Source organism: Cryobacterium sp. TMT3-29-2, assembly GCF_004564305.1.
Lineage (GTDB): Bacteria > Actinomycetota > Actinomycetes > Actinomycetales > Microbacteriaceae > Cryobacterium > Cryobacterium sinapicolor.
In genome coordinates this window covers 1-12,324 of record NZ_SOGK01000026.1, presented here as the reverse complement: position 1 = coordinate 12,324, position 12,324 = coordinate 1, and the positions used below count along the sequence as shown (strand labels likewise).

The window sequence follows — 12,324 nt, the reverse complement described above, 5'->3', positions numbered from 1 at the left end:
CGACCAACAACACCCGCACCAGCCAGCCTCGTCGGGATCAATCACCTCGCCGACGAAACCGCCACAAACTAACCCAAGTGACTCCAGTCAGCTTGACATCGCCCGAAAACCACCCTTTTCGACAGAATCTCCGTCGAATTGGTTCGGCGCCGGTCGCCCCGGACGTGTTTCCGGCACGCTCGTGCACGAGATCCGGCGGTCCTTGAACGACACAATGAGCCTCGCCGTCAGGCGGGGCTCATCGTGAACGGGGGAGCGAGAGCGGATACGGCTAGTTGCCGGTCCACGTCTCCACGAGGAAGATCTCGACGGCGATCTCCTTGCCGGTGGGCGTCACGTACGACGTTTTCGCGCCGACAGAGAGGCCGATGATTGCGGTGCCGAGCGGGCTCTGCTCGCTGAAGACGTCGAGGTCGCTGTCGCCGGCGATCTCGCGGCTGCCGATCAGGAACCGGGTCTCGTCGCCGGCGATCGTGGCCGTGATCACGGTGCCCGGCTCGACGACGCCCCTGCTCTGGGGTGCATGGCCGACCTCGGCGTTGCGCAGCAGCAGAACGAGGGTGCGGATGCGGGCCTCCATTTTGCCCTGCTCGTCCTTGGCCGCGTGGTAACCCGAGTTCTCCTTGAGGTCACCTTCTTCTCGAGCCGACTCGATCTTCTTCGCGATCTCGACGCGCCCGACGGTGCTGAGCGTTTCCAACTCCGCCGCGAGACGGTCGTAGGCCTCCTGCGTCAGCCAGGTGACCGTGGTTTCGGTAGTCATGGGTGGAATCTCCTCATGCTTGTTCGTGCTCGTTCGATGCTTGTGCGGTGAACCCGCAGCCATACAACGGACGCCCCGACGATCACGTCAGGGCGAATTCATCATTCTAGGTCAGCCAACAGCGGTAAATCAATCCGGTGTTGCTCTGCTCGGTGGTGCGCACATCCGTTGTCGTCGACCGTGAATACACGGTGCTGGCGGGCAGGTCGAGAACCTTCCAGCCGACGACCGTGAAGCTCTCGTTGAGCGCCTGAACCGCGCAGCTGGCGGTACGGCCGACCGGGATGGACGCCTCGAAGGTGACATTTACGGTGTTCGCGTCGATGATGCTGTGACGGATGTCCCGAGTCTCGATCAGAGGCTCGGACGCCCCCAGTCCCACCCAGACCACGAAGCCCAGGAGGAGAGCCGCGAGGGAGCCGGCGGCGACGAACAGAACGCGGCGGTCTCTCGTGCCACGGTTCGGGGCGCGCCCGTACCGTGTGTCGAGGTTGCTGCTCAGGGCCACTCAGACTCCACACTCATAGATCAACGATTAGTCTTAGTGTCAAGGTTATCTGGCATTTCTGAGGAGTTTCATGACGCTGCGCCTCTTGGCGGTGCACGCCCATCCCGACGACGAGTCGAGCAAGGGTGCTGCGACCTATGCCCACTACCGGAGCCTCGGCGCCGAAGTGCTGATTCTGAGCTGCACGGGCGGCGAACGGGGAAGCATCCTGAACGAGGCCCTGCTCGGTCACGCGCTGGCCGAACGCGATCTCCCGGGACTGCGCCGACTGGAGATGGCCGAGGCTCAGCGGGTCCTCGGCGTGGAGCACCGGTGGCTCGGCTACGAGGACTCCGGGATGAACGAAGACGGTTCGGTACCCCCGAACTCCTTCGCGGACATCCCGGTGGCCATCTCCGCCGAACCCGTCGTGCGGCTGATCCGCGAATTCCGTCCGCAGGTCCTGGTGACCTACGACGAGAAGGGCGGCTACCCGCATCCCGACCACATCCGCTGCCACGACGTGTCGATGGAGGCCTACCGGGCCGCCGCCGATCCGACCCGGTACCCGGATGCCGGTGAGCCCTGGCAGATCGACAAGCTCTACTACGACCGGATTTTCAACCTCGAACGCGTCGACGCCATGTTCCTCGAACTGAGCATCACGGAGCCCGATTCGCCCCTGCTGGAGCCGCTCGGTGCCGCTCGGGAATGGATGAAGGACTACCCGAAGCTGGCCACGACCCACGTGCCCGTCGGGGACTTCCTCGAGGTGCGGGACGCGGCGCTGCGGGCGCACGCGAGCCAGGTCGCCCCCACCAGCAGTTTCTTCTTTTGGCCGAACGACCTCATCCGTGAGGCGTGGCCTTACGAAGACTTCCAACTCGTCGAATCGAAAGTGGACACCGTGATGCCTGAAGCCGACCTCTTCGCCGGAATCCGGCACGACTCGTGAGCGCCCTGATCCTCGCTCCCCTCGTGAGCATCGTCCTGGCCGCCACCCCCTCGCCGGAATTCGACCCGAACACCGTGACGCCGGGGCCGGAAGGCTTCGTAGCGATCGCCCTGGTCGCCGTGGGAGCGGTGCTGCTGGCTATGGACATGGCCCGCCGCGTGCGCCGCAACACGTACCGCGCCGAGATCCAGGAGCGTCTCCAGGCGGAGATGGCCGCACAGGACGCTGCCGAAGCCGACGGCGCCGACAAGGACTAGCTCGAAACCGCTGGACAGCCCGCTCTACGGGTAGAGCGGGTTCGTCGCGATGATCATGATCGCCGCCCAGTGGCAGAGGAAGGCCACCACGGTCAGGGTGTGAAAGATCTCGTGGAAGCCGAACACGCCCGGCAGCGGGTTCGGCCGCTTCATGCCGTAGATGACGGCGCCGACGGAGTAGCAGAGCCCGCCGATCACGATCAGCGTCATCATCGCGGCGTTCGCCTGGAAGAAGTCGATGATGAACATCAACGCGCCCCAGCCGAGTGCCAGGTACAGCGGAACGTAGAGCCAGCGCGGGGCGTGGATCCAGAACACCCGGAAGGCGATTCCCAGGATGGCGCCGCCCCAGACCAGCGACAGCAGCAGAGTGGACTTCGCGGGCGGCAGGGCCAGCACGGCGATCGGCGTGTAGGAGCCCGCGATCAGCAGGAAGATGTTGGCGTGGTCGATCCGCTTGAGGACGACCTTCGTGCGGGGACCCCAGTCGAACCGGTGGTACAGAGCCGAATTGCCGAACAGCAGCATAGAGCTGAGCACGAATACGAGCGAACTCCAGAATGCCGCGCTGCCCTCGGCCGCCAGGAGCAGTACAACCCCGGCCACAATCGTGACCGGGAACGTGCCCGCGTGGATCCAGCCCCTCCAGGTGGGCTTGACGTCCAGCTGCGGCGGCAGGTCGTCCTCGAACAACGGCAGGTTGGGGATGTCATCCGCTGAGGCCATGCAGCAAGAATACGACAGCGTGCATGCCGCTCGCGGTACACGACGCTCTCGAGTGGGCTAGCGTAACTGTGTGCAGAAACGGGAAGTTCCTTGGGCGCGCGGCATCCTCTACGGGGTCTACCAGCGTCGCCTTCGTCGTGGGCTGACGCCGGATGTGCTCCCGCACCACGTCGCCATGATCATCGACGGCAACCGGCGCTGGGCCAAACAGCTCGGGTTCGACTCCGCCGCTCACGGGCATCGCGCCGGCGCCGCCAAGATGCGGGAGTTCCTCAAATGGTGTGACGACCTCGGTATCTCCGTCGTCACGCTCTATTTGCTGTCCTCCGACAACCTCACCAACCGGCCGAGCGGAGAGCTCGCGGAGCTGACGAAGATTATCGCGAAGCTCGCGGAGGAGCTGTCCCGGTTCCGTGACTGGCGCGTGCAACAGGTCGGCTCCAAGGCCGGGTTGCCTGAACCGCTGGTGGCGGCGCTGGACGCCGCGGAAGCGCGCACGGCACGCAAGAAGGGGCTGCACATCAACCTCGCCGTCGGCTACGGCGGGCGCACCGAGATCACCGACGCGATGCGGAGCATCGTGGGCGCACATCTCGCGAACGGCGGCAGGCTCGATGACCTCGCCGAGACGCTGACCCCGGACCTGATCGGCGCGCACCTGTACACCAGCGGGCAGCCCGACCCGGACCTGGTCATCCGCACGTCGGGGGAGCAGCGCATCAGCGACTTCATGCTCTGGCAGAGCGCACACAGTGAGTTCTATTTCGTGGAGGCGCTCGGGCCCGACCTCCGCCAGGTTGACTTCCTGCGCGCCCTGCGCGACTTCGCCCGCCGCCACCGTCGTTTCGGCGGGTAGGAGCATCCCATGACGGCCCTCGACCGCTTCCTCGACGGGTTCATAGCGGATCCCGGATACCTCGACTACGCCCGGATCGGTCCGTTGTCGGCGGGAGTGGTCGCCGAAACCCTCGGCCAGACCGAGGTGCTCTCACGGGCCCGGTTCGGCAGCCTGGACCACTTCCAGACGCAGGACGAACGGCTGCGCGCCGCGGTGGCCCGGGCCACCGGCTTCCGCCCCGACCAGATCGTCTCCGAGCCGAACACCACGACCGGCGTCATGCAGGCCATGTTCGGCCTCACCGGGGCGGTGCTGCTCTCCGCGGGCGACTTCCCATCGGTCCCGTTCGCGGCCGTGCGCGCGGCGGAGGCGCTGCGGGTGGTCACCCCGATCTGGCTGGAGACCGACCACGGCCGGGTCACCCCCGGGCAGATCCGGGAACAGCTCACCCCGACTACGGCCGCCGTGGCGGTCTGCCTGGTCGACTCCCGCACCGGTCATCGCGTCGACCTCGAGGGCATCCGTCAGGTCATCGGCGACCGCCTGCTCATCGTCGACGCCATCCAGGGCTTCGGTGCGGTGGATGTCCCCTACGAGGTCGCGGACGTCGTCGCGTCGGGCGGGCAGAAATGGGTCAGGGCCGGCTGGGGCACCGGGTTCCTCGCTCTCAGCGACCGGGCGGTCGAAAGACTTGTCCCCGTGTTCTCCGGTTTCGCCGGCACCGACGTCGCCGAGCCGTGGGACGAGGTGTTGCCGCCGAGCCGCAGCGCGAACGCGTTCCGGGTGAGCAACGGCGACGCCATCGCCCAGGCTCGGTTCGCGGCCGCCCTCGAGGAGGTCGCCGACGTCGGCATCCGTGCCGTCGAAGACGCGATCGCCGTGAACGTGTCGCTGTTGATCGACCTGGCCGACGAGTTCGCCGTGCCCGTGGTCTCCTCCCGGGACGACCGGGAACGGGCGGGCATCCTGGTGCTCGAACCGCCGGCGGGCCAGCTCACGCTGTTGCGCATCGCGCTGCACAACCATGGGGTGAGCGCGACGACCCGGAACGGCACCGTGCGGCTCAGCACCCACGCGGCGCTCAGCCCGGACACGGTCGACATGCTGCGCGGTGCGTTCACCTCGTATGCCACCGCCGTGACCTACTGACGACGGCCTGGTGAACGTCTGTTTCGAATGGGCGTGTCGCTCTTCCCTTAGCGCGCGTGGGTAAGTAGCGTCAGGCTCATCAGGTATGGCGCCTGATCGAGACGGCCACATAAGTACGGCTCGAGAACCCTGTGGCCGCTCGCCAACACAATCTGTGCCTCACGGGGCACGGGGTGGGAGTGGTTGTGACCGCTAATCAGCTCGACAACAAGGGTTCGAACCGGAGCACGTCGGCGATGGGGCAGGCCGAGTGCACGTACGTTCTGGACACCTCCGTTCTGCTCTCTGATCCCAAGGCGATCTTCCGATTCGCCGAGCACGCCGTCGTGCTCCCCGTCGTGGTGATCGCGGAACTCGAGGCCAAGCGCAACGACCCGGAGATCGGGTACTTCGCCCGCCAGGCACTGCGGCTCCTCGACGAGCTGCGGGTGAAGCACGAACGGCTGGACTTCCCGATCCCGGTCGGCGACGGCGGCAGCCTCCGGGTCGAGCTCAACCACTCGAATATGTCGGTGCTGCCCTCCGGCCTGCAACTTGGCGACAACGACTCCCGCATCCTCGCCGTTGCCCTCAACCTCGCCAACGACGGCCTGAACGTGACCGTCGTCTCCAAGGACCTGCCCCTGCGGGTCAAAGCCGCCTCCCTCGGCCTCACCGCGGAGGAGTACCGCCACGAACTCGCCGTGGACTCCGGCTGGACCGGCATGGACGAGATCACCCTGGGGTCCAATCTGATCGACGAGCTCTACGACAAGGAGATCGTGCACACGCGGCTCGTGCAGGACATGCCCGTGAACACGGGCCTGGTCATCCACTCCGACAGAGGCTCGGCCCTCGGCCGGGTGACGGGAAACGGTGCAATGAAGCTCGTGCGCGGTGACCGCGACGTCTTCGGCCTGAAGGGCCGCTCGGCGGAGCAGCGGCTCGCGATCGACCTGCTTCTCGACCCGGAGATCGGCATTCTGTCGCTGGGTGGTCGGGCCGGGACGGGCAAGTCGGCACTCGCCCTCTGCGCCGGTCTCGAGGCCGTGCTGGAACGGCAGCAGCACCGCAAGATCATGGTCTTCCGTCCGCTCTACGCGGTCGGCGGCCAGGAACTGGGCTACCTTCCCGGCGACGCCGCGGAGAAGATGAGCCCGTGGGCCCAGGCGGTCTTCGACACGCTCGGGGCCATCGTCTCCGAGAACGTTCTGGAGGAGGTCATCGAGCGCGGCATCCTCGAGGTCCTGCCGCTCACTCACATCCGCGGCCGGTCGCTGCACGACGCCTTCGTGATCGTGGACGAGGCCCAGTCGCTCGAACGCAATGTGCTGCTCACGGTGCTCAGCCGGATCGGCCAGAATTCGCGCGTGGTCCTGACCCACGATGTGGCGCAGCGGGACAACCTGCGGGTCGGCCGTTTCGACGGGGTCGCGTCGGTGATCGAAACGCTCAAGGGACATCCGCTCTTCGCCCACATGACGCTCACCCGCTCGGAGCGGAGCGCGATCGCCGCCCTCGTCACCGAGATGCTCGAGGGCAACGAGGTGCGCTAGCCCGAGCCGGATACGCCTGGGCTGCCACCCGAGAGTGCCCGTTCCGGTCGAAAGTGACCAGCGGAACGGGCACTCTCGACCGGAACGGCGCAGGGAGCAGGCTACTTCGCCTGGGGCGGGCGGGTCATGCTCAGCACGTCGAGGGCGGTGTCGAGCAGCTCGAGAGTGACCTCGCCGCGTTCGACGAAACCGAGTGCGATGACGGACTCGCGCACGGTCACACCCTCGGCAACCGAGTACTTGGCCACCTTGGCGGCGGCCTCGTACCCGATGACCCGGTTCAGCGGGGTGACGATGGCGGGGGAGGATTCGGCTAGCGCGCGGGCGCGCTCGACGTTCGCGGTGAGGCCGTCGACGGTTTTGTCAGCGAGCACGCGGGTCGCGTTCGAGAGCAGTCGGATCGACTCGAGTAGGGCGGTGCCCATCACCGGGATGGCGACGTTGAGCTCGAACGAGCCCGATGCGCCCGACCAGGCGATGGTGGCGTCGTTGCCGATCACCCGCGAGCAGACCATCAGCACGGCCTCCGGGATCACCGGGTTCACCTTGCCCGGCATGATCGAGGAGCCGGGCTGCAGGTCGGGGATGTTCAGTTCGCCGAAGCCCGTGTTGGGGCCCGAGCCCATCCAGCGCAGGTCGTTGCAGATCTTGGTCAGGCTGACCGCTATGGTGCGGAGGGCACCGGATGCGTCAACCAGGCCGTCCCGGTTGGCCTGCGCCTCGAAGTGGTCGCGCGCCTCCGTGACCGGGAGTTCGGTTTCCTCGACGAGCAGCTCGATCACGAGCTGAGGGAATCCGGCGGGCGTGTTGATTCCGGTGCCGACCGCGGTGCCGCCGAGGGGGACTTCCGCGACGCGGGGGAGCGCGGTGCGTACGCGCTCGATGCCGAGGCGCATCTGCCGCGCGTAGCCGCCGAACTCCTGGCCGAGGGTGACCGGGGTGGCATCCATCAGGTGGGTGCGGCCGGCCTTGACGGCGCCGGCCCACAGCTCGGCCTTGGCCTCGAGCGCGACCGACAGGTGGTCGAGCGCCGGGATGAGCTCGTCGATGAGGGCGCTCGTGACGGCGAGGTGCACGGATGTCGGGAACACGTCGTTGGAAGACTGGGACGCGTTCACATGGTCGTTCGGGTGCACCGGGCGGCCGAGGCTCCGGGTCGCCAGGGTCGCGAGGACCTCGTTCATGTTCATATTCGAGGAGGTTCCGCTGCCCGTCTGGTAGACGTCGATCGGGAACTCGGAGTCGTAGCGGCCGGTGGTGACCTCGTCGGCCGCGGCGGCGATCGCGTTGGCGATGTCGACGTCGAGCACCCCGAGCTTCGCGTTCGCCAGGGCCGCGGACTTCTTGATCCGGGCGAGCGCGGCGATCTGGGCGGGCTCCAGCACGGAGCCTGAGATCGGGAAATTCTCGACGGCCCGCTGGGTCTGCGCCCCGTAGAGGGCGGCGATCGGAACCCGGACCTCGCCCATCGTGTCATGTTCGATCCGGTACTCGGCTTCAGCGGTCATGTCCACCACGGTGTGTATTACCTTTCGGTTGGGAATCTCTTCGGTACGGGAACGCGCGGCGACGGCCCGATGGGCGCGCCGTGGACGGGCTGAACGGCTAGACCACGCCGACAACGATGTCAGGCACGGCACGGCCCTCGAGCAGTCGGTAGTTCGCCCCGACGATAGCCAATGTACCTTCTGCCACGGCCGCGCTGATCATCTCGGAGCGCTCGAGCAGTTCGGACACCGTGTCGCGGAGGTGTTCTCGGCCGACGGCGAGGGCGTCGATTTGCTCGGGATCGATGGGCGTCGCATCCGTCGACCCGGCCACCCGGCGAACGGCCGGCACGATCTTCTCGATGATCCGGGCAATGTGCACGGGCAGCGGCTGCGCCTCGGCGCCCTGGGAATCGATGGCGGCGCGCACTGCCCCGCAGCCGTCGTGGCCGAGCACGAGGATCAGCGGAACCCGGAGTACGGCGACGGCGTATTCGAGTGAGCCGAGCACCGAGTCGGAGATCACCTGCCCGGCGTTGCGCACGACGAACAGGTCGCCGAGGCCCTTGTCGAAGATGATCTCGGCGGCCAGCCGGGAGTCGCTGCAGCCGAACAGGGCCGCGTCGGGGGTCTGCACGAAGGCGAGTTCGGCGCGGCGGTCGACGTCCTGACGCGGATGCTGCGGCTCGCCGCCCACGAACCGGTCGTTGCCGCGCTGCAGGTCGGTCCAGACCTCTGCCGGTGTTGGTGCATCGCCCATCATTGTTCTCCGGTGGTGTTGGAACTGATCTGTTCGGCGAGTACCTCCGCCAGGACGGCGAGTTCCTCGTCGTCGGCGGTGCCGACGAGGAGGTAGGTGCTGTCGCCGGCCGTGGTCACCAGCGCGGATTCGAAATTGCCGCGGTCGTCCTCTGGCGCGGTGTTGCGGTAAACGTCCCAGGTGACGCCGCCGATCGTGACGGTGCCGGCGACCGGGGCATCCTGCAACTCGTCGGCGAGCCAGCTCGGGTTGGCGCCGAGGGCCTGGGTGAGGCCGATGAACTCGGTCTTCGCCGTGATCAGGCCGATGTACCAGGACGGGATCTTGTCGCTTCCGCCCAGTCGCCATTGCGCGGCGTTCGCCGTCCACCCGGTCGGCAACTCCGGAACCAGCAGCGGATCGGTGAGGCCGGGCTGCACCTGCGCGGCCACGGATTGGAAATCGATGTCACGGTTCTGCGGGGCGTCACTGCGCGGCACCAGCAGGACGAGAACGAGCACCGTGCCGAGGGTGGCCAGCAGCGACAGGACCAGGTTGTTCACGGTCTTGTGGGAGCGGTACTTGCGCGAATTCTCGGCCAGCCGGGTGCGGGTTTCGTCCGGCGTCTCCGGGCGCCCCAGTTCGGCGACGATGCGGGGCTTTCGCTTGGCGGCGCTCATCCGGCTGTCGCGGCGGAGTCGACCTGGCCTGCCCTGGCGGCGTCCAGCCTGGCTTTCGCGCCGATCAGCCACTCTTCGCAGCGGCGGGCGAGTGCCTCACCGCGTTCCCACAACGCAAGCGACTCCTCCAACGACGAGGCTCCCTGCTCGAGGGCGTTCACCACGCGCACGAGCTCATCCCGGGCCTGTTCGTAGCTCAGGGCGTTGATTTCGTCTGCTGCCGAGGTCATGGTGTCCATCCTAATTTCTAATTCGACGGTGTCGGGTCTGAGGTTGCCGCGCCGGCGGTGGCCGCCAGGGCACCCTCGGCGAGCGTGATCAGGAGTTTCGTCTGCGGCGGTGCCTGTGCGGGCGAGCGAACCACCTGGCCGCCCTCCAGTTGCACGATCGCGTAGCCGCGATCGAGGGTGCCCTGCGGGGAGAGGGCGCGCAGTTGGGAGCGCAGTTCGACGATCACCGATCCCGCCCGTTCGACAACCCGGTCGACCAACTCGGCGCCGCGGGCGACGTAACGGGTGAGGTCCTCGGATCGGGAATCGATGATCCACTCGGGGGTGCTCAGCACCGGGCGCGAGCGGAGCTGGCCGATCCGGTCGACCTCGTGCGCCAGGATGCCGGTCAGCCGGTTGCTGAGACGGGCGCGCGCCTGCTGCACGCGGTTGAGTTCGTCGGAGACGTCGGGGACGACGCGCTTGGCGGCATCCGTCGGCGTCGATGCGCGCAGGTCGGCGACGTCGTCGAGCAGCGGGCGGTCCGCCTCGTGGCCGATGGCGCTGACCAGCGGGGTCACGCAGGCCGCCACCGCCCGGATCAGCTTCTCGTCGCTGAAGCCGAGCAGGTTCTGGAAGTCGCCGCCGCCGCGGGCGACGATGATCACGTCGACGTCAGGATCGGCATCCAGGCGCGCGATGGCCGCGGTCACCTCACCGACCATGCGCTCACCCTGCACGGCGGCGTAGGCCAGGTGGAAGTTGACGGCCGGCCAGCGCAGTTGAGCGTTGCGAATGACGTCCTTCTCGGCGTCGGAGTCCTTGCCGGTGACCAGCCCGATGCAGTGGGGGAGGAAGGGCAACGGCTTCTTGCGGGACGCGTCGAACAGACCCTCGCCTGCCAGCTGCTTGCGCAGCCGCTCGAGCCGTTCCAGCATGTCGCCGAGGCCGACGTGGCGCATCTCGAACACCTGCATGGTGAGCGTGCCGCCCTTGACCCAGTAGTTGGGTTTGACGAGGGCGATGACCCGGTCACCCTGCTTGAAATCGCTGGTCAGTTTCGCGCGCACCGAGGACCAGATCGTGAAGCTGACCGTTGCGTCTTCGGTGAGGTCCTTCAGCTTGCCGTAGACGTTGCCGCCGCTGGCTCCCCACTGGGTGATCTCACCCTCGACCCAGGCCGTGCCGAGGCGCTCGATATAGCCGCGGATCTTGTTGGCCAGCAGCCCGACCGGCCACGGGGTCTCCAGGGTGGGCGGTGCGTCCGTCATCAATCGTTCCTCCCACGGACTGCACAGTCGGCGCCCATAAGATGGGCGGGTGACTATCAGTACGGATTCGCCTGTGATCGGCCTTGGCATGCCACGGATTCCCCGCGCACGCAACAGGCTCAAGGATACCCCGGTGGTCGGACACAAACGGGTCCTCCTGGCTGCCCCGCGCGGCTACTGCGCCGGCGTGGACCGGGCCGTGATCGCCGTCGAGAAAGCCCTCGAGTTGTACGGCGCCCCCGTTTATGTGCGGAAGCAGATCGTGCACAACATCCACGTGGTCTCCGAATTGGAGAAAAAGGGCGCAATCTTCGTCGAGGAAGTCGACGAGGTGCCCACCGGATCGCACGTCGTTTTCAGCGCGCACGGCGTGTCCCCGGCCGTTGTCACCGCCGCGGCGGACCGCGGCCTGCTCGCCATCGACGCCACCTGCCCGCTCGTCACCAAGGTGCACCGCGAGGCCGTGCGGTTCGCCCGGGACGACTTCCAGATTCTGCTGATCGGCCACGAAGGCCACGAAGAGGTCGAGGGCACCGCGGGGGAGGCGCCCGAGCACACCACGCTCGTCGGTAGCCCTGATGACGCCGACACCATCGAGGTGCGCGACCCCGACAAGGTGGTCTGGCTGTCCCAGACCACTCTGAGCGTGGACGAGACCATGGAAACCGTGCGCCGTCTGCGCGCCCGCTTCCCGAATCTGCAGGATCCGCCCAGCGACGACATCTGCTATGCGACCCAGAACCGTCAGGTGGCGATCAAGAAGGTCGCACAGGACTCCGACCTCGTCATCGTGGTCGGCTCGGCGAACTCGTCCAATTCGGTGCGTCTGGTCGAGGTGGCACTGGAATACGGTGCCCGGGCCGCCTACCGGGTGGACTTCGCCAGCGAGATCGAGCAGGAGTGGCTCGACGGGGTGGTCACCGTGGGCGTGACGAGCGGGGCATCCGTGCCCGACGAGCTCGTGCATGAAGTGCTCGCCGACCTGGCAGAGGCCGGCTACGGCGACGTCGAAGAGGTCAAGACGGCCGAGGAGGACCTGCTGTTCTCGCTGCCGAAGGAGCTTCGCAAGGACCTGGCGGGCAACGCGGATGCCCGCGGCCTCGGTGGGCGGGTCAGCAGCTAGGTGTAACTCCCAGAGACCTTGTGAACGCGGTTGATGGGTGGGGTGTTTCCGATGCCGCTGTGGGGTCTGTGGTGATTGTAGTCATGGACCCACTGCTGGTAGGTG

General features: G+C 67.2%; 15 protein-coding genes. 6 read left to right on the top strand and 9 right to left on the bottom strand.

All coding sequences use genetic code 11. The features are described 5' to 3' along the window. Positions 1–271: 271 nt before the first annotated feature. Both greA and E3O67_RS03445 read right to left on the bottom strand, forming a co-directional pair. A complete protein-coding gene (gene greA / locus E3O67_RS03450; RefSeq protein WP_134433090.1) occupies positions 272–763 on the bottom strand; it encodes a transcription elongation factor GreA in 492 nt (163 codons plus the stop codon). A gap of 106 nt (positions 764–869) precedes the next feature. Then, positions 870–1,271, bottom strand: a complete 402-nt coding sequence (locus E3O67_RS03445; protein WP_134433088.1) for a DUF4307 domain-containing protein — start codon at positions 1,269–1,271, stop codon at positions 870–872. Positions 1,272–1,341: 70 nt separating this feature from the next. Between E3O67_RS03445 and mca the strand changes: the two genes are divergently transcribed. Both mca and E3O67_RS03435 read left to right on the top strand, forming a co-directional pair. Beyond that, complete coding sequence (gene mca, locus E3O67_RS03440) at positions 1,342–2,205, top strand: mycothiol conjugate amidase Mca (RefSeq protein ID WP_174776787.1); 864 nt, start codon at positions 1,342–1,344, stop codon at positions 2,203–2,205. Continuing rightward, entirely contained in the window at positions 2,202–2,462 is a 261-nt protein-coding gene (locus E3O67_RS03435) for a hypothetical protein (RefSeq protein WP_134433086.1), read from the top strand. The genes mca and E3O67_RS03435 overlap by 4 nt, the downstream gene beginning before the upstream one ends. Before the next feature lie 24 nt (positions 2,463–2,486). Here E3O67_RS03435 and E3O67_RS03430 read toward each other — a convergent pair whose 3' ends face one another. Beyond that, complete coding sequence (locus E3O67_RS03430) at positions 2,487–3,188, bottom strand: hemolysin III family protein (RefSeq protein WP_135101862.1); 702 nt, start codon at positions 3,186–3,188, stop codon at positions 2,487–2,489. A 70-nt stretch (positions 3,189–3,258) separates the two neighbouring features. Between E3O67_RS03430 and E3O67_RS03425 the strand changes: the two genes are divergently transcribed. The 3 genes from E3O67_RS03425 (at position 3,259) to E3O67_RS03415 (ending at position 6,710) form a co-directional block, all read left to right on the top strand. Next, complete coding sequence (locus tag E3O67_RS03425; RefSeq protein WP_134433082.1) at positions 3,259–4,044, top strand: isoprenyl transferase; 786 nt, start codon at positions 3,259–3,261, stop codon at positions 4,042–4,044. A 9-nt stretch (positions 4,045–4,053) separates the two neighbouring features. Then, on the top strand, positions 4,054–5,175 hold the full coding sequence (locus E3O67_RS03420) for an aminotransferase class V-fold PLP-dependent enzyme (RefSeq protein WP_134433080.1): 1,122 nt from the start codon (positions 4,054–4,056) through the stop codon (positions 5,173–5,175). 236 nt (positions 5,176–5,411) lie between these two features. Then, complete coding sequence (locus E3O67_RS03415) at positions 5,412–6,710, top strand: PhoH family protein (RefSeq protein WP_134433104.1); 1,299 nt, start codon at positions 5,412–5,414, stop codon at positions 6,708–6,710. Positions 6,711–6,811: 101 nt separating this feature from the next. On the opposite strand, the gene E3O67_RS03410 is transcribed toward E3O67_RS03415, so the two are convergent. The 5 genes from E3O67_RS03410 to xseA all read right to left on the bottom strand — a co-directional run bounded on the left by E3O67_RS03410 (position 6,812) and on the right by xseA (position 11,096). Continuing rightward, the gene (locus E3O67_RS03410; RefSeq protein WP_134433078.1) at positions 6,812–8,218 is read right to left on the bottom strand and encodes an aspartate ammonia-lyase; all 1,407 of its coding nucleotides are present in this window, start codon (positions 8,216–8,218) and stop codon (positions 6,812–6,814) included. 97 nt (positions 8,219–8,315) lie between these two features. Beyond that, the gene (locus E3O67_RS03405) at positions 8,316–8,957 is read right to left on the bottom strand and encodes a carbonic anhydrase (protein ID WP_134433076.1); all 642 of its coding nucleotides are present in this window, start codon (positions 8,955–8,957) and stop codon (positions 8,316–8,318) included. Beyond that, positions 8,957–9,616, bottom strand: a complete 660-nt coding sequence (locus E3O67_RS03400; protein WP_134433074.1) for a DUF4245 domain-containing protein — start codon at positions 9,614–9,616, stop codon at positions 8,957–8,959. Before E3O67_RS03400 ends, E3O67_RS03405 begins: the two co-directional genes overlap by 1 nt. After that, complete coding sequence (locus E3O67_RS03395; protein WP_134368860.1) at positions 9,613–9,855, bottom strand: exodeoxyribonuclease VII small subunit; 243 nt, start codon at positions 9,853–9,855, stop codon at positions 9,613–9,615. Before E3O67_RS03395 ends, E3O67_RS03400 begins: the two co-directional genes overlap by 4 nt. Positions 9,856–9,863: 8 nt before the next feature. Beyond that, positions 9,864–11,096, bottom strand: coding sequence for an exodeoxyribonuclease VII large subunit (gene xseA / locus E3O67_RS03390; RefSeq protein WP_134433072.1), 1,233 nt, complete (start codon positions 11,094–11,096; stop codon positions 9,864–9,866). Between the two features lie 88 nt (positions 11,097–11,184). Between xseA and E3O67_RS03385 the strand changes: the two genes are divergently transcribed. Continuing rightward, a complete protein-coding gene (locus E3O67_RS03385) occupies positions 11,185–12,219 on the top strand; it encodes a 4-hydroxy-3-methylbut-2-enyl diphosphate reductase (protein WP_134433102.1) in 1,035 nt (344 codons plus the stop codon). On the opposite strand, the gene E3O67_RS03380 is transcribed toward E3O67_RS03385, so the two are convergent. After that, a partial coding sequence (locus tag E3O67_RS03380) for an integrase core domain-containing protein (RefSeq protein ID WP_167726449.1) occupies positions 12,216–12,324 on the bottom strand: 109 nt, incomplete at its 5' end. The two genes, E3O67_RS03385 and E3O67_RS03380, sit on opposite strands and share 4 nt — an antisense overlap.

Bases quoted from the DNA above. Each gene is read 5' to 3' on its own strand.
- greA (WP_134433090.1), bottom strand. From the start codon at position 763: ATGACTACCGAAACCACGGTCACCTGGCTGACGCAGGAGGCCTACGAC.
- mca (WP_174776787.1), top strand. From the start codon at position 1,342: ATGACGCTGCGCCTCTTGGCGGTGCACGCCCATCCCGACGACGAGTCG.
- E3O67_RS03430 (WP_135101862.1), bottom strand. From the start codon at position 3,188: ATGGCCTCAGCGGATGACATCCCCAACCTGCCGTTGTTCGAGGACGAC.
- E3O67_RS03420 (WP_134433080.1), top strand. From the start codon at position 4,054: ATGACGGCCCTCGACCGCTTCCTCGACGGGTTCATAGCGGATCCCGGA.
- E3O67_RS03415 (WP_134433104.1), top strand. From the start codon at position 5,412: ATGGGGCAGGCCGAGTGCACGTACGTTCTGGACACCTCCGTTCTGCTC.
- E3O67_RS03410 (WP_134433078.1), bottom strand. From the start codon at position 8,218: ATGACCGCTGAAGCCGAGTACCGGATCGAACATGACACGATGGGCGAG.
- E3O67_RS03405 (WP_134433076.1), bottom strand. From the start codon at position 8,957: ATGGGCGATGCACCAACACCGGCAGAGGTCTGGACCGACCTGCAGCGC.
- E3O67_RS03400 (WP_134433074.1), bottom strand. From the start codon at position 9,616: ATGAGCGCCGCCAAGCGAAAGCCCCGCATCGTCGCCGAACTGGGGCGC.
- E3O67_RS03395 (WP_134368860.1), bottom strand. From the start codon at position 9,855: ATGGACACCATGACCTCGGCAGCAGACGAAATCAACGCCCTGAGCTAC.
- xseA (WP_134433072.1), bottom strand. From the start codon at position 11,096: ATGACGGACGCACCGCCCACCCTGGAGACCCCGTGGCCGGTCGGGCTG.
- E3O67_RS03385 (WP_134433102.1), top strand. From the start codon at position 11,185: ATGCCACGGATTCCCCGCGCACGCAACAGGCTCAAGGATACCCCGGTG.